General features: G+C 29.7%; 21 protein-coding genes and 1 riboswitch. Of the genes, 20 read left to right on the top strand and 1 reads right to left on the bottom strand.

The genetic code is table 11. The features are described 5' to 3' along the window. Positions 1-406 precede the first annotated feature (406 nt). The 12 genes from ilvN to HCG70_RS00760 all read left to right on the top strand — a co-directional run bounded on the left by ilvN (position 407) and on the right by HCG70_RS00760 (position 14,492). Entirely contained in the window at positions 407-919 is a 513-nt protein-coding gene (gene ilvN, locus HCG70_RS00705; RefSeq protein WP_042400543.1) for an acetolactate synthase small subunit, read from the top strand. Positions 920-1,255: 336 nt separating this feature from the next. Continuing rightward, the gene (cimA, locus tag HCG70_RS00710) at positions 1,256-2,848 is read left to right on the top strand and encodes a citramalate synthase (RefSeq protein WP_055275547.1); all 1,593 of its coding nucleotides are present in this window, start codon (positions 1,256-1,258) and stop codon (positions 2,846-2,848) included. Between the two features lie 14 nt (positions 2,849-2,862). Further along, positions 2,863-4,122, top strand: a complete 1,260-nt coding sequence (gene leuC / locus HCG70_RS00715; protein ID WP_042400549.1) for a 3-isopropylmalate dehydratase large subunit — start codon at positions 2,863-2,865, stop codon at positions 4,120-4,122. 14 nt (positions 4,123-4,136) lie between these two features. Next, on the top strand, positions 4,137-4,628 hold the full coding sequence (gene leuD / locus HCG70_RS00720) for a 3-isopropylmalate dehydratase small subunit (RefSeq protein ID WP_221697366.1): 492 nt from the start codon (positions 4,137-4,139) through the stop codon (positions 4,626-4,628). A 38-nt stretch (positions 4,629-4,666) separates the two neighbouring features. Then, positions 4,667-5,737: a 3-isopropylmalate dehydrogenase gene (gene leuB, locus HCG70_RS00725; protein ID WP_042400556.1), complete on the top strand. Its 1,071-nt coding sequence runs from the start codon at positions 4,667-4,669 to the stop codon at positions 5,735-5,737. A 125-nt stretch (positions 5,738-5,862) separates the two neighbouring features. Beyond that, on the top strand, positions 5,863-7,521 hold the full coding sequence (ilvD, locus tag HCG70_RS00730) for a dihydroxy-acid dehydratase (protein WP_042400559.1): 1,659 nt from the start codon (positions 5,863-5,865) through the stop codon (positions 7,519-7,521). A gap of 35 nt (positions 7,522-7,556) precedes the next feature. After that, the gene (ilvB, locus tag HCG70_RS00735) at positions 7,557-9,242 is read left to right on the top strand and encodes a biosynthetic-type acetolactate synthase large subunit (RefSeq protein WP_042400562.1); all 1,686 of its coding nucleotides are present in this window, start codon (positions 7,557-7,559) and stop codon (positions 9,240-9,242) included. 160 nt (positions 9,243-9,402) lie between these two features. After that, complete coding sequence (gene ilvC, locus HCG70_RS00740) at positions 9,403-10,407, top strand: ketol-acid reductoisomerase (RefSeq protein ID WP_042400566.1); 1,005 nt, start codon at positions 9,403-9,405, stop codon at positions 10,405-10,407. 224 nt (positions 10,408-10,631) lie between these two features. Then, positions 10,632-11,534, top strand: a complete 903-nt coding sequence (locus HCG70_RS00745) for a CPBP family intramembrane glutamic endopeptidase (RefSeq protein ID WP_221697367.1) — start codon at positions 10,632-10,634, stop codon at positions 11,532-11,534. 452 nt (positions 11,535-11,986) lie between these two features. Further along, positions 11,987-13,648 (top strand): glutamate--tRNA ligase, encoded by a 1,662-nt coding sequence (gene gltX, locus HCG70_RS00750; protein WP_221697368.1) that lies wholly within the window; start codon positions 11,987-11,989, stop codon positions 13,646-13,648. A gap of 190 nt (positions 13,649-13,838) precedes the next feature. Next, the gene (locus HCG70_RS00755) at positions 13,839-14,033 is read left to right on the top strand and encodes a hypothetical protein (RefSeq protein ID WP_042400574.1); all 195 of its coding nucleotides are present in this window, start codon (positions 13,839-13,841) and stop codon (positions 14,031-14,033) included. A 255-nt stretch (positions 14,034-14,288) separates the two neighbouring features. Next, complete coding sequence (locus HCG70_RS00760) at positions 14,289-14,492, top strand: hypothetical protein (RefSeq protein ID WP_042400576.1); 204 nt, start codon at positions 14,289-14,291, stop codon at positions 14,490-14,492. 301 nt (positions 14,493-14,793) lie between these two features. Here HCG70_RS00760 and HCG70_RS00765 read toward each other — a convergent pair whose 3' ends face one another. Next, the gene (locus HCG70_RS00765) at positions 14,794-16,455 is read right to left on the bottom strand and encodes a glutamine--tRNA ligase/YqeY domain fusion protein (protein ID WP_042400578.1); all 1,662 of its coding nucleotides are present in this window, start codon (positions 16,453-16,455) and stop codon (positions 14,794-14,796) included. Between the two features lie 265 nt (positions 16,456-16,720). Here HCG70_RS00765 and HCG70_RS00770 point away from each other — a divergent pair, with 265 nt between their 5' ends. The 8 genes from HCG70_RS00770 (at position 16,721) to rpsD (ending at position 24,165) form a co-directional block, all read left to right on the top strand. Beyond that, entirely contained in the window at positions 16,721-17,041 is a 321-nt protein-coding gene (locus HCG70_RS00770; protein WP_042400581.1) for a DUF1540 domain-containing protein, read from the top strand. Between the two features lie 154 nt (positions 17,042-17,195). Next, entirely contained in the window at positions 17,196-18,065 is an 870-nt protein-coding gene (locus HCG70_RS00775) for a CPBP family intramembrane glutamic endopeptidase (RefSeq protein ID WP_042400583.1), read from the top strand. 75 nt (positions 18,066-18,140) lie between these two features. Continuing rightward, positions 18,141-19,160, top strand: a complete 1,020-nt coding sequence (locus tag HCG70_RS00780; protein WP_042400584.1) for a homoserine dehydrogenase — start codon at positions 18,141-18,143, stop codon at positions 19,158-19,160. 200 nt (positions 19,161-19,360) lie between these two features. Further along, positions 19,361-19,513: a zinc-ribbon domain-containing protein gene (locus HCG70_RS00785; protein ID WP_042400586.1), complete on the top strand. Its 153-nt coding sequence runs from the start codon at positions 19,361-19,363 to the stop codon at positions 19,511-19,513. A 185-nt stretch (positions 19,514-19,698) separates the two neighbouring features. Further along, positions 19,699-20,262 carry a 5-formyltetrahydrofolate cyclo-ligase gene (locus HCG70_RS00790; RefSeq protein WP_042400589.1) on the top strand — a complete coding sequence of 188 codons (564 nt, stop codon included), beginning with the start codon at positions 19,699-19,701 and terminating at the stop codon, positions 20,260-20,262. A gap of 71 nt (positions 20,263-20,333) precedes the next feature. After that, a riboswitch (SAM riboswitch) is annotated at positions 20,334-20,506 on the top strand. A 248-nt stretch (positions 20,507-20,754) separates the two neighbouring features. Continuing rightward, positions 20,755-22,032, top strand: coding sequence for an O-acetylhomoserine aminocarboxypropyltransferase/cysteine synthase family protein (locus HCG70_RS00795; RefSeq protein ID WP_042400590.1), 1,278 nt, complete (start codon positions 20,755-20,757; stop codon positions 22,030-22,032). A gap of 22 nt (positions 22,033-22,054) precedes the next feature. Next, complete coding sequence (locus tag HCG70_RS00800) at positions 22,055-23,275, top strand: homoserine dehydrogenase (RefSeq protein WP_042400592.1); 1,221 nt, start codon at positions 22,055-22,057, stop codon at positions 23,273-23,275. Positions 23,276-23,568: 293 nt separating this feature from the next. Continuing rightward, positions 23,569-24,165 (top strand): 30S ribosomal protein S4, encoded by a 597-nt coding sequence (gene rpsD, locus HCG70_RS00805; RefSeq protein WP_042400595.1) that lies wholly within the window; start codon positions 23,569-23,571, stop codon positions 24,163-24,165. Positions 24,166-24,180 lie beyond the last annotated feature (15 nt).

Consider the following 24,180-nt stretch of genomic DNA (forward strand, 5'->3'; position numbering starts at 1 on the left):
AATAAAAAAGTTTCAGAGAGTCCATGTTAGGTGTGAATGGATACTTTTACTAAATAATAATCACTCTTGAGCTGTATCCTGAACATTAGTAAATTTATCTGATGGCTAGTTTTTGGAACACTCCAACTCTTTTGTGGTGGATAACAACGGACATGCCTCTAGATAATGAATTATAACCTTAAGGTGTAGTTAAAACTAAACCTTAAACTAAGAATTCAATTTATAAGTAGGGAATTACCGGTAAGCACCGTTATATGCAAGGGTTTGTTGGAGCCTAGTGATATTTAATGATGAGGAATGTTATCCCACCGTTATGATTTTATCATTAAGGGTGGGATTTTTTTAACCTAAATTCATTCCGTTTTATTCAATAATTTGAAATTATTTGATTTTGGGGGTTATATAAATGGAAAGACATGTTTTGTCGGTTTTAGTTAGAAATTCTTCAGGAGTATTAACAAGAGTTTCGGGTTTATTTGCAAGAAGGGGATTTAACATTGATAGTTTAACAGTTGGAAGAACAGAAAATCCAGAAATATCAAGAATGACTATTGCGTTAAATGGAAGCGAAGAAGTATTAGAGCAATTTATGAAGCAATTAAATAAATTAGAAGATGTTCTAAGGGTATTAAGATTAAAACCAGAAAACTCTGTTTATAGAGAATTAGTACTAATTAAAGTTAAGGCAGATTCAGAGCAAAGAGCAGCAATTAATGAAGTTGTTAGAATTTTTAGAAGTAAGATAGTGGATATTTCGCCTGAAACACTAACGATTGAACTTACTGGAGATGAAAGTAAAATTAATGCTCATATAAAACTAATGGAAGAGTATGAAATTAAAGAACTAGTTAGAACAGGGGTCTGTGCATTAGAAAGGGGCTCTAATGATATTACAGATTACTGCGAAATCTTTAATTAGGTAATAGCGATTAATTAGTTAAAAGTTAAAAGTTAATAGTTAAGAGTTTAATGAGGGAACTTTTATGAGTTTCTAAAAATATATTTTTAAAATTCAAATCAGCTGAAATTTTTCCTTAACTATTAACTTAAAACTCGTAACTAATAAAGCTCGTAACTAACAAAGCGGTAATAAGCATTTAAATTATGACAAGCTATAGTGGCTAGTATAAGTAAGAAAGTTAATTTATAACTTTAAGATTATTGGAGTTAAGGGTTCTTCAATAAATCAAATAACAGGCAATGATTTGTCACTTACCACTTGAAACTTGTCACTTGCAAAATTGGGGGTGGAAGTTTGAATAGAACCATTGAAATTTTTGATTCTACTTTAAGAGATGGTGCTCAGGGTCAGGGAATATCATTTTCTTTAGAGGATAAGACAAAAATAGTTAAGGTATTGGATGACATAGGGATTGACTATATTGAAGCTGGTAATCCAGGATCTAATCCTAAGGATATGGAGTTCTTTAAGGTAGTAAAAGAAATAGAACTTAAAAATTCGAAGTTAGTTGCTTTTGGATCAACAAGAAAGCCAAATTCAAAGATTGGTGATGATGTTAATATAAAAAGCTTATTGGATGCAGAAACAAGTGTTGTATCTATATTTGGTAAGTCATGGACATTTCAAGTAACAGATATATTAAAGACAACCTTAGATGAAAATCTACTTATGATAAAAGAAACTATAGAATATTTAACTAAAAAAAATAAACAAGTAATTTTTGATGCAGAACATTTTTTTGATGGTTATAAAGAAAATAAAGAATATTCTATGTTAACTTTAAAAGCTGCTAGAGAGGCTGGAGCAAAAACACTAGTTTTATGCGATACAAATGGTGGAACATTACCAAGCGAAATTAAAGAAATAACTAGTGAAGTAGTTAAGAATTTTGATTGTAAAATAGGAATTCATTGTCATAACGATATAGGTATGGCAGTAGCAAACTCTATTATGGCAATAGAGTCAGGGGCGATACATATTCAAGGCACATTTATAGGAGTTGGAGAAAGATGTGGGAATACTAACTTAAGTACAATAATTCCAACTATAGCCTTAAAAATGGATTGCAATTTAAAAGCAGAAAATTACTTGCAAGAATTGACTGCAAAGGCTAGATATATTTCAGAAATATCTAATATTCAATTAGAGGATTCAACTCCTTATGTGGGTAAATCAGCATTTGCTCATAAAGGAGGAATGCATATAGATGCAATTTGTAAAACACCACAATCTTATGAGCATATAAATCCAGAAATAGTTGGGAATAAGAGAAGATTTTTATTATCAGAGGTAAGTGGTAAAAGTACAGTTTTGCAAGAGATACACAAGATTTTTCCTAATGTCAAAAAAGATGGAGATGAAGTTAAAAAGGTAACTAAAAGATTAAAAGAATTGGAATATGAAGGTTATCAATTTGAAGGAGCAGAAGGAACTGTAGAACTATTAATAAGAAAGACAATTGGAAAGTATAAACCTTTCTTCAAATTAAATCATTTTAAAACTATGGGAGAAACTCCTTGGAACAATGGTGAATTTAGCTCAACAGCTTTAATTAATATAACAGTTGATGGAATGACAGAAATGACAGCAGCAGAAGGTGATGGACCAGTAAATGCATTAGATAAAGCATTAAGAAAAGCAGTAGAAGTTTTTTATCCTGAGATAAAAAATGTAAAGTTAGTTGATTATAAGGTTAGAGTTTTAGATTCAGAAAGCACAACAGGTGCAAAAGTTAGAGTTTTAATTGAAAGTACTGATGGTAATGAAAGCTGGAGTACAGTTGGGGTCTCTAGGGACGTAATTCAAGCAAGCTGGATTGCATTAGTTGATTCGATTGAATATAAACTTATTAAAGATATTGAAAGAAAAGCAAAAGCATATTTTTAAAGGGGGAAAAAACAATGGCAATGACAATGACTCAAAAAATATTAGCTGCTCATGCAGGATTAGAAAGTGTAAAGGCAGGCCAATTAATTGAAGCAAATTTAGATTTGGTGCTAGGTAACGATATTACTTCACCAGTTGCAGTAAAGGAATTTGAAAAGTTTGGAGTTAAAAAAGTTTTTGATAAGGAAAAAATAGCAATAGTACCTGATCACTTTACTCCAAATAAAGATATAAAAGCAGCAGAACAATGTAAATTTATAAGAGAATTCTCAAGAGAAAAAGGAATAGTTAATTTTTTTGAAATAGGAGAAATGGGAATTGAACATTGTCTATTACCTGAAAAAGGATTAGTAGTTGCAGGTGATGTTGTTATAGGGGCAGACTCGCATACTTGCACATATGGAGCATTAGGAGCTTTTTCAACAGGAATTGGTTCAACAGATATGGCAGCAGGAATGGCTACAGGGAAATGTTGGTTTAAGGTTCCATCAGCATTAAAATTCGTATTAAAGGGAAAACCTTCAAAATGGGTAAGTGGTAAAGACGTTATACTTCATATCATTGGAATGATAGGGGTTGATGGAGCTTTATATAAATCAATGGAATTTGTTGGTGAAGGATTAAAGTACTTATCAATGGATGATAGATTCACAATGGCAAATATGGCTATTGAAGCTGGTGGAAAGAATGGTATTTTCCCAGTGGATGAAAAAACTATTGAATACTTAAAAGAGCATGGAAAGAAAGAATGGAAAGTATACGAAGCAGATGAAGATGCAGAGTATGATGAGGTCTATGAAATAGATTTATCTACTTTAAGACCAACAGTATCATTCCCACATTTACCTGATAATACAAGAACTATAGATGAGGTTGGAGAAATTGAAATTGATCAAGCGGTTATAGGTTCATGTACAAATGGAAGAATATCAGATTTGAGAGTAGCAAGAGATATTCTTAAGGGTAAAAAAGTAAATAAGAGAGTTAGATGTATAGTATTCCCAGGAACTCAAAAAATTTATTTACAGGCGTTAGAAGAAGGAATAATTAAGGATTTAGTAGAAGCAGGGGCAGTTGTTTCAACTCCAACTTGTGGACCATGCTTAGGTGGACATATGGGTATATTAGCTAAAGGTGAAAGAGCTATTTCAACTACAAATAGAAACTTCGTTGGAAGAATGGGGCATGTTGAATCAGAAGTTTATTTAGCTAGTCCAGCAGTTGCAGCAGCTTCAGCAATAACAGGAAAAATAACTAATCCGGAAACACTTTAAGGGGGTAAATAAATATGAAATCAACGGGAAAAGTTTTTAAATATGGAGATAACGTAGATACAGATGTAATTATACCAGCAAGATACTTAAATACATCAGATCCAAAGGAACTAGCAAGTCATTGTATGGAGGATATTGATTTAAATTTTGCTAATAATGTTAAACCAGGAGATATAATTGTTGCAAATAAGAATTTTGGATGTGGTTCATCTAGAGAACATGCACCAATAGCAATAAAAGAAAGTGGAATTAGCTGTGTTATAGCATCAACTTTTGCAAGAATATTTTATAGAAATTCAATTAATATTGGATTACCAATATTAGAATGTGATGAAGCAGTTAAATCTATTGAAGCAGGGGATGAGTTAGAGGTTAATTTTGATACAGGGGTTATTAAAAATTTAACTAAGGATGAAGAATATCAAGGAGAAGCGTTCCCAGAGTTTATGCAAAATATTATAAATAATAATGGACTTATAGGTTATATAAAAAATAAGAATAAATAAAATAAAAGGCAATGGGCAAATTTTAAGGGGGAAGAATCATGAATTTTAATATAGCAGTTATACCAGGAGATGGAATAGGACCAGAAGTTATCGATGAATCAATAAAAGTCTTAAATAAAATTGGGGAAAAATACAATCATACATTTGAATTTGAGTTTTTACAAGCTGGAGGATGTGCAATAGATTCAATGGGAACGTCACTTCCTGAAAAAACTTTAGAAGCTTGCAAGAAAAGTGATGCAGTTCTTTTAGGTGCTGTTGGAGGACCTAAATGGGATGATCCTAATGCAAAAGTAAGACCTGAACAGGCCTTATTAGGATTAAGGGGAGGTTTAAATTTATATTGTAATTTAAGACCTGCACTTTTATATAAACCACTAAAAGAAGCATCTCCATTAAAGGATAGCATAATTGGTGATGGAATTGATATTTGTGTTGTAAGAGAGCTTACTGGGGGAATTTACTTTGGTGAAAGAGGAAGAGAAGTAATTGATGGAGTTATTTCAGCTTACGATACAGAAAGATATAATATGGAAGAAATTGAAAGGATAGTAAGAATAGGCTTTGATACTGCAATGAAGAGAAGTAAGAAGCTTACTAGTGTTGATAAAGCTAATATATTAGAAAGTTCAAGACTTTGGAGAAGCGTTGTTGAAGAAATGTCTAAAGATTATCCAGAGGTTGAAGTAAATCATTTATATATTGATAATGCTTCGATGCAATTAGTAAGAGATCCAAGACAATTTGACGTAATTGTTACTTCAAATATGTTTGGTGATATTTTATCAGATGAGGCTTCAATGATAACAGGATCAATTGGTATGCTTCCATCTGCATCATTAGGAGAAGGAACTTTAGGGATGTACGAGCCAATTCATGGTTCTGCACCTGATATTGCTGGAAAGGGAATAGCAAACCCATTAGCAACAATTCTTTCAACTGCAATGATGTTAAGATATAGCTTTAACTTAGAAAATGAAGCAAAAGATATTGAAGATTCAGTAGTTAAAGTATTAGAAGAAGGATATAGAACTGGTGATATAACAAGTGAAGGAACTACACTTGTTGGAACCAAAGAAATGGGACAACTTGTTTTAGAAAGAATTTAGATAGTTAGAAGTTATAAGTTAGGAGTTAAGCTTGAAACTCCTTAGGGAGTTTATTGAATTATATATTCTTAGTAACTACTAACTAAAAACTAAGAACTACTAACTAATTTAATGGGGTGATATAAATGAGAAGTGATGTAGTTAAAAAGGGAGTAGCAAAGGCTCCTCATAGATCGTTGTTTAAAGCATCAGGATTAACTGATGAGGAAATAAATAAACCATTAATAGGAATTGTAACATCTCAAAATGATATAATTCCTGGTCATGTTAACTTAGATAAAATTGTTGAAGGTGTTAAAAAAGGAGTATTAATGTCTGGAGGAACACCATTAGTATTTCCAACAATAGGTGTATGTGATGGAATTGCAATGGGACATCAAGGAATGAAATATTCTTTAGTAACTAGAGAACTTATTGCTGATTCTGTTGAATGTATGGCAAATGCTCATGCATTTGATGCTTTAGTATTTATACCAAACTGTGACAAGATAGTTCCAGGAATGGTCATGGCTGCATTAAGAGTAAATGTTCCATCAGTAATAGTTAGTGGTGGACCAATGCTAGCTGGTAAATTTAAAGGTAAGGAAGTATCTTTATCTACAATGTTTGAAGCTGTTGGATCAGTTGAAAGTGGATTAATGCTTGAATCAGATTTAGCAGAATTAGAAGAAAAAGTATGTCCGACTTGTGGATCATGTTCAGGTATGTTTACTGCAAATTCTATGAATTGTCTATGTGAAGTTTTAGGATTAGCATTACCAGGCAATGGAACAATACCAGCTGTTTATTCCGAAAGAATAAGACTTGCTAAGTATGCAGGGATGGCTGTAATGAAGCTTTTAGAAAAAGATATTAAGCCAAGAGATATAGTAACAGAAGATGCCATTAAAAATGCATTAACAGTAGATATGGCACTTGGATGCTCAACAAATAGTGTTCTTCATTTAACAGCAATTGCAAATGAAGCTAAACTACCTATAAATCTTGATATTATAAATGGGATGTCAGCAAAGGTGCCTAACTTATGTAAACTAGCTCCAGCATCTGATACTCATATAGAAGATTTATATGCAGCTGGTGGAATTAGAGCTGTAATGAGTGAATTAAATAAGAAGAATTTATTAAATTTAAATTGTATTACTGCAACTGGTAAAACTGTTGGAGAAAATATTGAAAATGCAAAAGTTTTAGATTATTCAGTAATAAAACATATAGAAGAACCATATAGTCAAACTGGTGGAATTGCAGTTTTAAAAGGAAATTTAGCACCAGATGGAGCTGTTGTTAAGAGATCAGCAGTTTTAAAAGAAATGTTAGTTCATAAAGGGCCAGCTAAAGTTTTTAACTCTGAAGAAGAGGCTATTGAAGCAATTATGGGTAAGAAAATTGTTGAAGGCGATGTTGTAGTTATTAGATATGAAGGTCCAAAAGGTGGACCAGGAATGAGAGAAATGTTATCACCTACATCTGCAATATGTGGAATGGGACTTGATACATCTGTTGCACTTATTACAGATGGAAGATTTAGTGGGGCAACTAAAGGTGCAGCAATAGGACATGTTTCTCCTGAAGCAGCTGAAGGTGGAAATATTGCGTTAGTAGAAGATGGAGATATTATTTCTATTGATATTACAAATGGTAATTTAGATTTGCTTGTTAGCGATGAAGAACTAGCAAAGCGTAGATCAAATTTAAAGCCAGTTGAGCCAAAAGTTAAAGAGGGATATTTAGCAAGATATGCTAAATTAGTTAGCTCAGCAAGCTCAGGGGCAGTATTTAAATAGTTATAAGTTAACTAATATAAAGGGGGTTATTTTCAATGTTATTAACAGGTGCTGAGATTCTTGTTAAGACTTTATTAAATGAAGGTGTTGACACTGTTTTTGGATATCCTGGAGGAGCTGTATTAAATATTTATGACTATTTGTATAAATACAGAGATCAGCTTAAACATTATTTGACTTGCCATGAACAAGGTGCAGCTCATGCAGCTGATGGTTATGCAAGGTCATCAGGAAAAGTTGGGGTATGTATTGCTACATCAGGTCCAGGAGCAACAAATCTTGTAACGGGAATTGCAACTGCATATATGGATTCTGTTCCATTAGTTGCAATAACAGGTAATGTTCAAAAAAGTCTGCTTGGAAGAGATAGCTTTCAAGAGGTTGATATTACTGGAATAACAATGCCAATAACAAAACATAATTTTATTGTTAAAGATGTTAATGAGTTAGAGGAAACTGTTAGAAAGGCATTTTATATTGCTAGAGAAGGAAGACCAGGGCCGGTATTAATTGATATTCCAAAGGATATTACATCTGATAAAACAGAATATAAAAATTTGAAGCCATTACCAGTGGAACCAAAAAGTAAGCATATTACTGTTGATTCATTAAATGAAGTAGCTAAATATATTAATGATTCAGAACAACCACTTATTTATGCAGGTGGAGGAGTTATTAATTCAGGTGCTACTGAAGAACTAGTTAATTTTGCAGAAAAAATTAATGCACCAGTTGCAACAACATTAATGTGTAGAGGTGCAATTCCTTCAGAACATAGGTTAAATACTGGAATGATAGGGATGCATGGAAGTAATGCATCAAATATTTTAGCAACTAAGTGCGATTTAATAATTGCATTAGGTGCAAGGTTTAGTGACAGGGTAATTAGCGATAGAGAATTTATTAATAATGCTAAGGTAATTCAAATAGATGTGGATCCGGCAGAAGTAAATAAGAATGTTAAAGTAGATTCATTTATTATAGGTGATATTAAGGTAGCATTACAAAGATTAATGCCTTTAATAGATTATAAGAAAAATGATAAGTGGTTAAAAAAAGTAGATGAATTAAAGCTTTTAGCTATTACAAAAAATAATAAGGATGATGGTGAGCAATTAACACCAAGATTTTTATTTGAAAAGCTTAGTGAATTAGATAAAGGTGATTTTATTATGACGACTGAAGTTGGACAGCATCAAATGTGGACAGCACAGTATTTTAATTTTAAAACACCAAGAACTTTAATTTCATCTGGAGGACTTGGAACTATGGGATTTGGTTTAGGTGCGGCAATTGGAGTTAAAGTTGCTAATCCTGATAAAACTGTATTTAACATTGCTGGTGATGGAAGCTTTGGAATGAACTGCAATGAATTTGCAACAGCTGTTAAATATAATATTCCAATTAAAATTATTGTAATGAATAACAATGCATTAGGAATGGTTAGACAATGGCAAAGTTTATTTTATGAGGCTAGATATTCTCAAACTACTTTAGATAGAGCTACTGATTTTGTTAAGCTTGCTGAAGCTTTTGGAGGCGTTGGATTTAGGGTAGAAAAAAGAGAAGAACTTGATTCTGTATTAGAAGAGGCTTTAGCTGTAGATAGACCAGTAATAATTGATTATAGAATTGATAGTGATAAAAAAGTATTCCCTATGGTTGCTCCGGGAGCACCAATTCATCAAATAATTAATGAAGAAGATGTTGTAGAGGAATAGGCAATAAGTAATAGATAAAAATGAATAGATAAAAAGCAAAAGCGAAAAGTTTTTACTTTACATCTATTAGTTAATAATAAAAAGTTAATTTAAATTTCTATCATAAGAATTTGGTAGTGAATTTTTATAAATAAAAATAAATAAGTCGGGGGTATAAAAAATGGCAAAGATGTTTTATGAAAAGGACACAAATCTAGGTTTATTAAAGGGAAAGAAGGTTGCAGTTATCGGTTATGGTAGCCAAGGACATGCTCACGCATTAAACCTTCATGAAAGTGGAATTGATGTAGTTGTTGGATTATATGAAGGAAGTAAATCATGGAATAGAGTTAAGGAAGCCGGATTAGAAGTTGCTACAGTTGCAAATGCTGTTAAGGCTGCTGATGTTGTTATGGTTTTAGTACCAGATGAGAAACAAGCTAAATTATATAGAGAAGAAATCGCTCCATATTTAGAAGAAGGAAATGCTTTAGTATTTGCTCATGGATTTAACATTCATTATGGACAAATAGTTCCTCCTGCAGATGTTGATGTATTCATGGTTGCTCCAAAAGGACCAGGACATATGGTAAGAAGAACTTATACTGAAGGTTCAGGAGTTCCTTGCTTAATAGCAGTTCAACAAGATTACACAGGAAAAGCTAAAGAATTTGCATTAGCTTATGCCAATGGAATTGGTGGAGCTAGAGCTGGTGTATTAGAAACTACATTCAAAGATGAAACTGAAACAGATTTATTTGGTGAACAAGCAGTCCTTTGTGGAGGTGTTACAGCACTTATCAAAGCTGGATTTGAAACTTTAGTAGAAGGTGGATATGCCCCAGAAAATGCTTATTTTGAATGTTTACATGAAATGAAGCTTATTGTTGATTTAATATACCAAGGTGGTATGGCTGCAATGAGATATTCTATATCTGATACTGCTGAATATGGTGATTACATGATTGGTAACAGAATAGTTACTGATGAAACTAAGAAAGAAATGAAAAAAGTATTAACTGAAATTCAAGATGGTACTTTTGCAAGAAATTGGTTAATGGAAAACCAAGTTGGAAGACCACAATTTAATGCTATGAGAAGAATGGAAGCAGAACATCCAATTGAAAAGGTTGGTAAAGAGTTAAGAGAAATGATGTCTTGGATTGATACTAAGAACTTAGATTAATAATCACAACTTTTTGAATTAAACAGATTTAATAAAAGGAATTACAGCTAATAATTGAGATGTAATTCCTTATTTTTGTATAAGTTCACAAAAGTAATAAGTTATGAAATAGTATATTTTTTAAATAATGGTATAAATGTTAAAATTTAATAGATAAACTTAGTTTTCAAAGTATATTTAATTATTGATTGGAGGAGAAAAAATGGAATTAAAGACTAAGGTAAATGACAAAAAAAGTATTTGCTAAAATTGGATTAGCTATCTTAGTTTGTATGATAGTAGTAAATGTTATACAAACAATTTATTATTCAGCTATTAATGTAATTAGGCCATCATTGTTAGAACAACCTTGGGTAAATTATATAGCTATTGCAATTAGTTTTTACTTTATAGGCTTTCCTATATTTTATGTAATGGTTAGAAAGCTTCCTGATGGTGAGAAAAAGGAAAGTAAAAGTTTAAGTGTAGGAAAAATGATTTTACTATTTTTTATGTCTTATGCAATATTATATGTGGTTAACTTTTTAACTACTATTTTACTAATGATAATTGCTGCAATAAAGGGTAGCGAGATAATGAATCCAATAGCTAATGTAGTAGGGACAAGCAATTGGATTTGGAGTTTGATTTTTGCAGGAATATTATCTCCTATTGTTGAAGAAATGTTATTTAGGGGGATAATGCTTAATAAGATAAGAATGTATGGTGATAAAGTAGCTATAATTACAACAGCAATTATGTTTGGATTATTTCATGCAAATTTTTCTCAGTTTTTTTATGCAGTCGGATTAGGAGTTATATTTGCTTATGTAACATTAAAGACTGGTACTATAAAATATTCAATAATATTACATATAGTAATTAACATTGTTGGAAGTGTAATTATGCCATCTATAGTTGGAGATGGTAGTAATATAGCGTTAATTGGAGTAGCAGGATTAGTTTTAATAGCAATTACTATTATAGGAATAGTTTTATTAATCAATAATAGAAAGAATATACATTTATCAGAAGGTGAAATAAAACTAGAAAAAGGTACAGTTGCTAAAACTATTTATTTGAATGTAGGGATGATTTTATATATAGTTCTCTGTGTAATATCAATGATATCAGTAGTATTGATGTAAAGTATAAATTAAATTTCAGGTCGATATTGTATTTATAACTATAAAGTTGCTTATTTAAGATATACTTATTAGAAGTAAAAAAATATAAATGAGGCGGTATAGAAGTTGAATTATTTTTTTATATATTCACTTTAGTATAAATACTTTACAATAATAATTGTAATCTGTATAATTAATCTGTAATTTGAAAATAATAGTTAATATAATTGTGTTGATTAGGAGCAGTAAATAGAATTCTAATTTAAAGCGATTTAGGAAGTGGTGTAAGCCTAAAATTTAGAACTATTGAAGGAAACCAGGGAGCAATAAAATTAAATAAGTATTTGAGTGGGTTAATTTATATTAACCAATTTAGGTGGTAACGCGGAAATACAGTCTTTCGTCCTAAAAGTTTAGGGTGAAAGACTTTTTATTTTGTAAAAAATAAATAAAATTAAAAGGAGAAAAATAAGATGGCATTTGAAAAGTTAGCTGAAATGATATTCCCAAATGTAGAACATGATAGAGAATATTATATAGCAAAATACCCAAAGAGAAATTTAAAAGAAGGTGCTAGGGTAACTAGATACGCACCATCACCAACAGGATTCCAACATATAGGTGGAGTTTTTGCTGCATTAATAAATGAAAGATTAGCAAGTCAAAGTGAAGGTGTTTTCTATTTAAGAATAGAAGATACAGACCAAAAAAGAGAAGTTGAAGGTGCTATAGAAGATACAATTGCAACTATGCATAACTTTGGAATGGACTTCAGTGAAGGAATGACTGGTCAAGAAACTTCAAAAGGTGAATATGGTCCATACAGACAAAGTGAAAGAGCTGAAATATACAGAACTTTTGCTAAGGACTTATTATTAAAAGGATTAGCATACCCAGATTTCTGTACTCCAGAAGAATTAGCAGCATTAAGAGAAGAACAAATTGCTAATAAGATAACTCCTGGATACTATGGAGAATATGCTAAATACAGAAATATTACTGAAGAAGAAGCTATTGAAAGAATAAACAATGGTGAAGCTTATATATTAAGATTAAAATCACCAGGAAATATTGAAAATAGAGTAGAATTCCACGACTTAATAAAAGGAGATATATCTTTCCCAGAAAACAATCAAGATGTTGTTTTAATAAAAGGTGATGGACTTCCAACTTATCATTTTGCACATGCAATTGATGATTATTTAATGAGAACTACAGATGTAATAAGAGGAGAAGAATGGTTATCATCTCTTCCAATACATGTTCAATTATTTGAAGTATTAGGATTTGAAAGACCAAACTATGCTCATATTACAACAATAATGAAACAAGAAGGTGGATCTAAGAGAAAGCTTTCTAAGAGAAAAGATGCTGAAGCAGCTGTATCTTACTACAACGAAGTTGGATATCCAGTAGTTTGTGTTATTGAATACTTATTAAACATAGTAAACTCAAGCTATGAAGAATGGAGAGCAGAAAATCCTACTGCTGATTACCATGAATTCCATGTTGCTTTAGAAAAAATGAGTAAGAGTGGAGCATTATTTGACTTAGTTAAGTTAAATGACGTTTCTAAAGATGTTATTGCTAGAATGCCAGCAAATAAAGTATATGAACAATATACAGCATGGGCTAAGCAATATGATGAAGAAATGTATAACTTAGTAACTGCAAATGAAGCTATGTCTAAGGAAATATTCAACATAGATAAAGAAGGTCCAAAGCCAAGAAAAGATTTTGCTAAATGGGATGAAGTTAAAGATAAGATTTTCTATTTCTTCGATGAGTTATTCTATAATGAAACAGCAGATCAAGTGGAATTACCAAAGACTTTATCATTAGAAAATGCTAAAGCTATAATTGAAGAATATGCTAAGAAGTTTAACTTCAATGCTGGAAGCCAAGAAAATTGGTTTGAAGATTTAAAAGTAATTGGAGCAGAACTTGGATATTGTGCAAACAGAAAAGAATATAAAGCTAATCCAGATCAATATAAGGGAATGATTTCTGATGTTGCTGGAGCAGTAAGAAGTGCATTATCACACAGAACAAACACTCCTGACCTTTATACTATAATGCAAATTATGGGTGAAGATAAGGTTAGAGAAAGATTTAATAGATTTTTAGAGTTATAAAATAGTATTAAAAGCAGCTATATTTAAAATAGTATAGTTGCTTTTTTATTTTATATTTTAAATATAAAATAAAAAATGTTTATGTTTAGCTGTGTTATTTTATTAATAATATAACTTGGAAAAATTTAATGTGTATTATATTAACAGAACTTCATAAAATAATATCGAAATGTAAAAGGAGGTGTTTTTTATGAATAAACAAAGTCAAAATAGTTCGACTATGAGCAATAATACTCAACAAAGTATGAATAGTAGTGCACAACAACAAAGCAATATGCAAAGTAATGCAAATTCTCAAAGTGCAATGAGTAGTGCTCAAATTGATTCAAACATAGAAGCTTATAAAAAAGCACAACAAAATGCTAACCAAAATTCAATGCAATAAAATATTTACAAAATAAAAACTCCTTATAAGTAGGGGTTTTTATTTTTTATAAAAAGACTAAAGTTTTATATATTAACTACTTAATATATAATTTTTCAATATTTTAATTTAACTTCACAACTTGGACTGAAATGAAATTAATACAAGGTATCAAAGAAAATAAAATGTACAAACTATTACTGTAGCGGTGGTAGAACTAAGTTAAGACTTGGCTGTATCAGGGCTAAATTTAATAAGACACTGGAGGTAAATGTTATGGATAAACATTCAAAGTGTGGATGTCATACAAAAGAAAAAAGTAGTTGTGAATCAAGTTGTGGATGTGGATGTAATAGTGGTGCACCAAAATCTGCAGTAAATAATCAATGGGCATCACCAGCTGGTGTAAAAGTAGAAAATTATAAGAATTGTACATGTGAAAAGCAAGAAAAAACAGCAACAAATAATCAATGGTCATAATTTAAAAGCTGTTTATAGAAATAAATTCTAGTATTAAATTAATAATACGGAGCAAAATAATATTGATAAGAGTGTTGGAGGAAGACTGATGGGATGAATATTAAAAAAGAAGTAAACCCTAAACAATTTAACTGGTGTTTATAGTTTTTGCATCGAAAGAAAGCTATAGAAAAATGATTATATAAGTGGCGACTCAGTGTGAATCCGATTATAAAGTATTACTGTGTATGAAACCTCAAGAACACTCACTATACCTAATTTAAATAAGAGAAAGGCATTTGCCTTTCTCTTATTTTTTCTTTTATTTTAATTTAAATGAAGATTTTAAAGATACAATTCTGTTAAATACTAATTTATCAGCAGTTGTATACTTAGTATCAACATTAAAGAATCCATTTCTAACTAATTGGAATTTATCTTGAGGTTTAGCATCCTTAGCAGCAGTTGGCTCAATAAATCCTTGTAAAACTTCCATAGAGTTCGGATTTATTTGTTCTAAGAAATTCTTACCTTCATTTTCAGGAGCATCATCTAAGATTAATGGTTCGTATAATCTAAATTCAGCAGGTACACAATTATTTGCATCTACCCAGTGAATAGTTCCTTTAACTTTTCTTCCTGTAAATCCAGAACCACTCTTAGTTTCAGGATCATAAGTACAGTGAATTTCAGTAACATTACCATTTTCATCTTTGATAACTTCATTACATTTAACAAAGTAAGCACCCATTAATCTAACTTCATTACCAGGGAATAATCTAAAGTATTTCTTTATTGGAACTTCCATGAAGTCTTCTTGTTCAACATATAATTCTCTTGAGAATGGAACAAGTCTTTTACCAAAAGATTCATCTTTAGCATTGTTGCTAACTTCAAGCATTTCAGTTTGACCTTCTGGATAGTTAGTAATAACTAATTTTAAAGGTCTTAAAACGGCCATAGCATTAGGAGCTTTCATTTGTAAATCTTCTCTTACGAAATAATCAAGCATTTGAGAATCTACTGTAGAGTTAGCTTTAGCAACACCAATTGCAGCACAGAAATTCTTTAAAGCTTCTGGTGTACAACCTCTTCTTCTTAAACCAGAAATAGTAGGCATTCTTGGATCATCCCATCCATCAACAACACCTTCATCAACTAGTTGTTTAAGTTTTCTTTTACTCATAACAGTATTAGTCATATTTAATCTAGCAAATTCAATTTGTCTAGGTTGGCAATCCATTTCACATTCTCTTACAACCCAATCATATAGAGGTCTATGGTCTTCAAATTCTAAAGTACAAATAGAATGAGTTACTTTTTCTATAGCATCTTCTAATGGGTGTGCAAAGTCATACATTGGATATATGCACCATTTATCACCTGTATTATGATGATGTGCATGAGCAATTCTATAGATAATAGGATCTCTCATGTTCATATTTGGAGAAGCCATATCAATTTTTGCTCTTAAAACTTTTTCTCCATCTGCAAATTCTCCATTTTTCATTCTTTCGAATAAATCTAGGTTTTCTTCAACAGTTCTGTTTCTATAAGGGCTTTCTTTACCAGGTTCAGTTAAAGTACCTCTATATTCTTTAGCTTCTTCTGGAGTTAAATCACAAACATAAGCTAATCCTTTTTTTATTAATAAAACAGCTCTGTTATACATTTCATCAAAGTAATTTGATGCAAAGTAAAGTTCATCCCATTTTCCACCAAGCCATTCTACATCTTCTTTAATTGATTGAACATATTCTGTATCTTCTTTTACAGGGTTAGTATCATCGAATCTAAGATGTGTTCTACCATGGAATTCTTCAGCTAATCCAAAGTTTAAAAGAATAGATTTTGCATGACCTATATGTAGGTATCCATTTGGTTCTGGTGGGAAACGTGTAATTATTTCCTTATGTTTTCCGCTTTCTAAATCGTCAATTATTATGTTTCTTATAAAATTAGAAGAATTAATTTCACTTGACATATTTTACCTCTCCTATTAACGCTTAATTATTTAAGTTAAAAATATTCTTAAAGGAATTTAAAATTATTCTATAAAGAATAATTATGTCCTAAGTAAATAACATTTATAACATATATTTTAACTATTACTAATAATTTTAATCGAATATAACTAAAAAATAAAGTAACTTATAGAAAAAGTTAGATAATTACTTAATGAAAGTATAAAAAAGTAAGCTTATAACAATAATATATAGAGAATTATGAACTAAAGAGGAGGTATAAGAATGAATAATTTATCATGTAATGTTACTACATGTGTATATAATTCACAAAACTTGTGTAGCAAAGAAAGTATTAAAATTGCAGGTAAAAATACCATTACAGCTAATTTTACAAGTTGTGAAGATTTTAGAAGAAAAACTGGTGAACTTACTAGTAGTGTGAAATCAGCTAATACAATGTTAGATGTAACTTGTGAAGCTATAAATTGTGAACATAATAAAGATAATAAATGTGATGCATCCAATATAACAATTGGAGGAGATTATGCTTTATCTGAAATACAAACAGAATGTTCAACTTTTGTATCAAAGATTGATAAATAGATAATTAATATAAGGCTAGCTATAATATATTCTTAAGGTTTAAGAATATTAATATCAAATAAGCTAGCTTTTTTTGTATAACATTGTTTACATTAATTGGTTTTTAAAATAGAATAGATATATGAATCAATTAGAAAAGAAAAGGATTAATTTAATGAAGATTAATTATATAAAAGAATTAAATAGTAGCAAAATAAATTTAAGCCCATTAAACTTTTGGCAGGCTATAGGAATAACAATTTTATTTGATATAATAACTTTATTTTTAAATAAACCTACAGATATTTTTTATATTATATTAAATAGTTTAGGAGTTGTAACATATAGTGGATTTTGGATGTGGATATCGACAGCATTATCGGCAGCATATGAGTTTGGTGCAATATTAATATTAATTATTTTTCTAAACAATAGAAACAATAAAGTAAATAATATAAATACTGGATTTAAATTAAGAAAAAGAGATTGGGTATTAGTTCCGCTACTAATAGTTTCATATATTTTATTAACTTATGGATGGTTCGATTATATTTTATATTTCTTTCCAACAGGTAATACATATGAATATGTTATTGAATATTTAAACTCAATTCCTATAGTTATATTATTAGTAGAAACTTGCATAATGGCACCATTTTTTGAAGAACTATTATATAGAGGAATTATATTAAATGGATTAATTAATAGATATAGTAGGAAAAAAGCTATTATTTATTCAGCATTAATATTTGGAATAGCACATCTAAATTTTCCACAAGGAATTAATGCGTTTTTATTAGGATTAATAATAGGAACTGTATATTATTATACAAGATCAATATATTTATGTATGATAATGCATTTTGCTAATAACTTCTTAGTTAATTTTGTTTATTATCCAACTTCACAGTTATGGACAAACATCTTATTTGTATTACTTCCTATATTAGGCTTAGTGTTAATGATTTACTTATTTAAGACATTAAATTTAAAAGAGAGAAGTAAAGAAGCTATTAATTATATAATAAATAACGATTTTAAATAAAATGAGTGATGAAATAATTAGCATTTATCTTTAAATAGATAAGTGCTTTTATAATATAAAATTGGGGTGAATACTATGGATATTGGGTTAATTGGATTTGGAGGAGTAGGACAAGCATTAATAAAATTGCTAATAGATAAAGAAAGTTATTTATTGCAACAATACAATTTAAAAATAAACGTAAAATACATAATAAAAAGCAATGGAGGAATATACAATGCTTCTGGAATAAATTTAAGTGAGATATTAAAAGTAATTGATGAAAATATAAATATTACATGCCACAATGAGTGGAAAGATAATTTGAATATTAATGATATTATTGATAATAATGATATAGATACTTTGGTAGAGTTAACTTCAACTAATATAGAAACTGGCGAACCAGGGCTTACTCATATTAGAAAATCATTGGAAAATAATATAAATGTTGTTACAGGGAATAAAGGTCCTATTTTATTAGATTATAAAAAATTAAAAGTTTTAGCTGATAATAATAATGTAGAGCTTAAGGTTGGATGTACAACAGGTGGAGCATTACCTTCAATTAATGGAGGAATATATGATATTGCAGGGAGTAAAATTCAAAGTATTGAAGGAGTACTAAATGGCACTACTAATTATATATTAAGTAAAATGGCTAATGATAATGTAGATTATAAAGAAGCCTTATTAGAAGCACAAAAGGTTGGTATAGCAGAATCCGATCCTAGTTTAGATGTTTTAGGATATGATACAGCAAGTAAAATAATTATTTTATCAAATGTACTTATGAATTCAGATTTAAAACTAGAAGATTTAAAAATTAATGGGATTGAAGAAGTTAGATTAGATAATATAGAAAAAGCTAAAGTAAGGGGAAATAAGATAAAGTTAATTGGTAAGGTATATAAGAAAGATAATTTAGTCAAAGGTTATGTAACACCAATAGAAATTGATGAAAATCATCCGTTATATTGCGTAGATTATAAAAATAAGGGGATATATTATAAAACAGATACTTTAGGGGATATAAGTATAATTGGTGGCGCTTCAGGAACCATGAATGCTGCAGCTTCAATATTAAGAGATATAATATTACTTAGAGGTGTTTAGATAATAATATAGAAAATATTGTATGAATTTTAATTATTTATAAAAAATAATTAAAAAAGGTTGTAATTTAATAAATACTATGTTATTATAAATGAGTAGCAAAGTTGCTAACAAAAAAAAGTTTCATTTAGGTAAATAGTTTCTCGAAAATTAGAGATTATTATATCAATTTAGAATCTTTAATTTCAGGAGGAATATTTATGACAGATAAGACATTAGTATGTAGAGATTGTGGAAGTGAATTCGTATTTTCAGTAGGAGAACAAGAATTCTACAAGGAAAAAGGATTTACAAATGAGCCAACAAGATGTGTAGCTTGTAGAAGAGCTAAAAAAGAACAAAATAGAAGATAATTATAGATTATTATAGGTTGTAGTTTAAACTACAACCTTTTTTGATTATATTAAAATATAAAAATTAACTAATAAAATATGTAGTAGGGTTATAGTATAATGATAAATGAGAATATCACTTAATATAGAGATGTATAAAAGCAAGATACAGATAGATAGAAAGTAATTTGGGGAGAGTGAGACTTATGGATAAGAATTATATAAGAAAAGAAATATTGAAGACAAGAGATGATATAGAAGTAGTTTTAAAAAAAGAATATGATAGTATAATCTTTAAAAGGTTGATTAATAGTGATACTTATAAGAATGCCAATAAAATATTTACTTATATAAGCTTTGGTTCGGAAGTTGATACTAAGGAGTTTATAAAATATGCATTAAGTGATAATAAAGAAATTTATGTGCCAAAAACCGATAAAGGTAAAAGGGAAATGGTAGCTATGAAAATTAACAGTTTAGATAACATGGGTGTGGATAAGTGGGGAATACTTGAACCTAAAACTGTGGAAGAAGATAAAATTGGAGAAGAGTTTGATTTAATAATTATGCCAGGAGTAGCTTTTGATAAATTTGGAAATAGGATTGGCTATGGTGGAGGATATTATGATAAATATATTTCTAGAAAAAATATTAAATGTCCTAAAATTGCATTGGCATATGATTTGCAGATCATTGATAAAATACAGTGTGAGGAACATGATATAAAGGCAGATGGTATAATATCAAATAAAGAGTTTATAAAAATGTAAAAAATTTATAAAAAAACTATTGAAAAAATATTCCATATGTGTATAATAAAGATAACAAGTTAATAGAAAATCTTTTATTAAGAACGGTGGAGGGACTGGCCCTGAGAAACCTAGCAACCTGTTATCAGTAACAAGTGATAAGTTGTAAGTGACAAGTTATATAAATTAACTGTGACTTATAGTTATAAATTTTGCTGATGTACGTTGGTGCTAAATCCTGCAGGTTTAACCTGAGAAATGAGAGTATATATTAGTAAAATAGAGTTTTATGCTATTTCTCATTATCTATAAGGATAATAAGAAATAGCTTTTTTTGTATAAAAATTTTAAATTGGAATTTATAACAATTAAGAACAAGGCTAATATTTTTCCATTAATAATTAATAAAAGAGCAATAAGTATCAAAATTTAAATGAATATAGGATTAGAGTTGAAGTTAATTATTAACTAAAAACTACGAACTCCTAATTATAAAAAAAGGGGGCTTTATTTATGTCAAATAATTTAGGAAAAGGAACAATAGGAATTCATGGGGGGTATTCACCAAAGTCAGGTGAACCAAGAGTATTACCAATTTATCAAAGTGCAACCTACAAATATGATGATCCAGATACACTAGAAGCTTTATTTGCTTTAAAAGCAGAAGGACACTTATACAGTAGAATTTCTAATCCAACAGTTGGGGCGCTAGAGGATAAATACACAAAATTAGAAGGAGGAGTTGGAGCAGTAGCAACAGCTTCAGGACAATCAGCAATACTTTATGCAGTTTTAAACCTTTGTAAAGCAGGAGATCATATTATTTCAGTAACATCTTTGTATGGAGGAACAGTTAATTTATTTAATGTTCATTTAAAAAATTTAGGAATAGAAGTTAGTTTTGTTGAACCAGATGCATCTGAAGAAGAAATATTATCACTAGCAAAAGAAAATACAAAGGCTATATATGGTGAAACAATAGGAAATCCAGGATTAAATATTTTAGACTTTGATAAGTTCTCTTCAGTTGCTAAAAAAATTCAAGTGCCACTTATAATAGATAATACGGTAGCAACACCATATCATTGCAATCCATTTGAACATGGTGCAAACATAGTTGTACATTCAACAACAAAGTATTCAGAAGGACATGCTCAAACAATTGGTGGAATAGTAGTAGATGGAGGAAATTTTGATTGGACTAATGGTAAGTTTAATGACTTTACAACACCAGATCCAAGCTATCATGGACTTAAGTATGTTGAAAGCTTTGGACAAGCTGCATATATAGTAAAGCTTAGAGTAACTTTATTAAGGGATTTAGGCGCTTGTATGAGTCCATTTAATGCTTACTTAACTAACTTAGGATTAGAAACTTTACATTTAAGAATGGAAAGACATTCAAAAAATGCTTTAGAAATAGCTCAGTGGTTAACTACTGAAGAAAAGGTTTCGTGGGTTAACTATCCATTACTTGAAGGAAGTAAATATTATGATTTGGCAAAGAAATATCTTAAAGGTGGGGCTAGTGGGCTTTTAACATTTGGAGTTAAAGGCGGAATTGAAAATGCCAAGGAATTTAGTAGAGGATTAAATGTAATTGCTTTAGCAGTAACTTTAGGAGATGCAAGAAGCTGTCTTTTACATCCAGCAACTACAAGTCATAGTCAATTAAATGAAGAAGAACTATTAGCAAGTGGAGTTACACCAGATTTATTAAGACTTTCTGTAGGAATAGAAGATGCTAAAGATTTAATTAATGATATTAGTGAAGCATTAAAAGCTATATAGGTATTTGATTGGAGGAATAGTAATGACTAAAGTAGCTATTATGGGGTATGGAGTAGTAGGCAGTGGGCTTATTGAATTAATAGATAAGAATAGAGAATACAACAGGGAAGATGATATAAAAATAACTAGTATATTGGTTAGAAATAAAGAAAAACATCTTAATTCCAGTCACAATGAGGTTATAACTACTGATGTAGAGGAGTTCTTTTCTATTAAAAGCGATGTTGTAATAGAAGTAATCGGTGGGTTACATCCTGCTTATGATTATGTAAAAAGAGCATTAGCTTTAGGAAAGCATGTTGTTACAGCTAACAAAGACTTAATAGCTACTTTTGGACATGAACTTTTCCAATTGGCGCAGGAAAATAATGTCTCATTAAAGTTTGAAGCAGCTGTAGCAGGGGGAATACCAATAATAAAGCCATTAACTGAAAGTCTTTATGGTAATGGAATTAGTAGTATAAAAGCAATATTAAATGGAACTACAAATTTCATATTAACTAAGATGGATGGTGAAAATTTATCCTATGAAGAGGCTTTAAGTGAAGCGCAACAGCTTGGTTTTGCAGAAGCTAATCCAGAATCAGATGTTATGGGATATGACTCAGCAAGAAAGCTTGCAATATTATCAAGTTTAGCATTTGATAAAAAGTTTAAGTGGGATGATATATCAATAGAGGGTATTACTAATATAGATACTAATGATTTTAAATATGCTAATAAGTTAAACTGTAAAATAAAGCTTGTAGCAGAAGCTTTTAAGTGTAAAAGTGGAGTTTATACTTCAGTAAAACCTATATTAGTAGATAATGAAAGTATATTAGCGCAAATTAATAATGAAGTAAATGCTGTTATTTTAAATGGGGATGAAATAGGAGAACTATTATTTGTAGGTAAGGGAGCAGGTAAACTTCCTACAGGAAGTGCTGTTTATAGTGATTTAAATGATATTATAAATAATAGATTTACTAAAGTTGATAGTTTTAATAAAGAAGAGGCAAATGTAATAAAGTTTGCTAGTAAAACTTGCAATTGTATATTAAGAATAAAGGCTTTGGATAAAGAAGAAGTAATAAATAGATGTAGAGAAGCTTTTAATAATATAAAAGTTATTGATAAGTCTATTGATGATGAGGTTGCAATTTTCATTGAATGTACTTCAGAAGCATATGTTGAAAAATTTATTGAAGAGATAGAAGATGAGACTTATTATGAAGGGGCTAAAAAGTTAATAGTGGCTTAAATTAATTACGATAAAATTTATAAGTAGTAGTATAGATAGTGATAAGTTGTAAGTAACAAGTTTATGACAAAATTTCGTTGAGAGATTTAAAATTGAATTTATTCAGTTAGTATAAATTTGTAATCTTAAATTCTTATCGCTATTTTTATTGCAATTAAATATTATATATTTTTTTATTATTGAAAAAGATAGGCAGAAAAATAAAATGATAATGATAATTATTATCATTTACAAAAGGTAAAATGTATGATATATTGTATTTAGGCTTAGAAATAATTTAAGGAGATGATTATATGGCAAAGATGATGGGCCCAAGGTTTAAGCAGTGCAGACGATTAGGCTTAAATGTTTGTGGACACCCAAAAGCAATGAATAGAGCTACTAAAGGCACAGCAAGAAATGATAAAAAGCTTTCTGACTATGGTACTCAATTATTAGAAAAACAAAGATTAAGAGCTTATTATGGGGTTATGGAAAAGCAATTTGCTAATTACTTTGAAAAAGCATCTAAATCAAGAGAATTAACAGGGCATGCCTTAATTAATTTATTAGAATGCAGATTAGATAATTTAGTTTATAGATTAGGATTTGCAAATTCAATAAGACAGGCAAGACAAATGGTTGTACATGGTCATTTTTTAGTTAATGGTAAAAAAGTTGATATTCCATCATTCAATGTTTCTGTTGGAGATGAAATAAAATTAAGAGAAAAGTCTCAAAAGAATGTTATGTTTAAAGAAAATTTTGAATCAAATATTCTTAATGTTTTACCATATTTAAGTAAAGATGAAGCTAATTTCTCAGGAGTTTTACAAAGATATCCTGAAAGAACAGAGGTTCCAATAGAAATTAATGAAGTTTTAGTTGTAGAGTATTATTCTAAAAACTAGTTAGTATCATCTTTC

It is taken from the genome of Clostridium sp. K04 (genome assembly GCF_019734375.1).
GTDB classification, from domain to species: domain Bacteria; phylum Bacillota; class Clostridia; order Clostridiales; family Clostridiaceae; genus Clostridium; species Clostridium saudiense.

Excerpts from the sequence above, each read along its gene's own strand:
- HCG70_RS00785 (WP_042400586.1), top strand. The coding sequence starts at position 19,361 with ATGACAGATAAGACATTAGTATGTAGAGATTGTGGAAGTGAATTCGTA.
- HCG70_RS00775 (WP_042400583.1), top strand. The coding sequence starts at position 17,196 with ATGAAGATTAATTATATAAAAGAATTAAATAGTAGCAAAATAAATTTA.
- HCG70_RS00795 (WP_042400590.1), top strand. The coding sequence starts at position 20,755 with ATGTCAAATAATTTAGGAAAAGGAACAATAGGAATTCATGGGGGGTAT.
- leuD (WP_221697366.1), top strand. The coding sequence starts at position 4,137 with ATGAAATCAACGGGAAAAGTTTTTAAATATGGAGATAACGTAGATACA.
- HCG70_RS00780 (WP_042400584.1), top strand. The coding sequence starts at position 18,141 with ATGGATATTGGGTTAATTGGATTTGGAGGAGTAGGACAAGCATTAATA.
- HCG70_RS00765 (WP_042400578.1), bottom strand. The coding sequence starts at position 16,455 with ATGTCAAGTGAAATTAATTCTTCTAATTTTATAAGAAACATAATAATT.
- HCG70_RS00790 (WP_042400589.1), top strand. The coding sequence starts at position 19,699 with ATGGATAAGAATTATATAAGAAAAGAAATATTGAAGACAAGAGATGAT.
- leuC (WP_042400549.1), top strand. The coding sequence starts at position 2,863 with ATGGCAATGACAATGACTCAAAAAATATTAGCTGCTCATGCAGGATTA.
- leuB (WP_042400556.1), top strand. The coding sequence starts at position 4,667 with ATGAATTTTAATATAGCAGTTATACCAGGAGATGGAATAGGACCAGAA.
- HCG70_RS00760 (WP_042400576.1), top strand. The coding sequence starts at position 14,289 with ATGGATAAACATTCAAAGTGTGGATGTCATACAAAAGAAAAAAGTAGT.
- HCG70_RS00800 (WP_042400592.1), top strand. The coding sequence starts at position 22,055 with ATGACTAAAGTAGCTATTATGGGGTATGGAGTAGTAGGCAGTGGGCTT.
- ilvB (WP_042400562.1), top strand. The coding sequence starts at position 7,557 with ATGTTATTAACAGGTGCTGAGATTCTTGTTAAGACTTTATTAAATGAA.
- HCG70_RS00745 (WP_221697367.1), top strand. The coding sequence starts at position 10,632 with ATGACAAAAAAAGTATTTGCTAAAATTGGATTAGCTATCTTAGTTTGT.
- HCG70_RS00755 (WP_042400574.1), top strand. The coding sequence starts at position 13,839 with ATGAATAAACAAAGTCAAAATAGTTCGACTATGAGCAATAATACTCAA.
- gltX (WP_221697368.1), top strand. The coding sequence starts at position 11,987 with ATGGCATTTGAAAAGTTAGCTGAAATGATATTCCCAAATGTAGAACAT.
- ilvN (WP_042400543.1), top strand. The coding sequence starts at position 407 with ATGGAAAGACATGTTTTGTCGGTTTTAGTTAGAAATTCTTCAGGAGTA.
- ilvC (WP_042400566.1), top strand. The coding sequence starts at position 9,403 with ATGGCAAAGATGTTTTATGAAAAGGACACAAATCTAGGTTTATTAAAG.
- HCG70_RS00770 (WP_042400581.1), top strand. The coding sequence starts at position 16,721 with ATGAATAATTTATCATGTAATGTTACTACATGTGTATATAATTCACAA.
- rpsD (WP_042400595.1), top strand. The coding sequence starts at position 23,569 with ATGGCAAAGATGATGGGCCCAAGGTTTAAGCAGTGCAGACGATTAGGC.
- ilvD (WP_042400559.1), top strand. The coding sequence starts at position 5,863 with ATGAGAAGTGATGTAGTTAAAAAGGGAGTAGCAAAGGCTCCTCATAGA.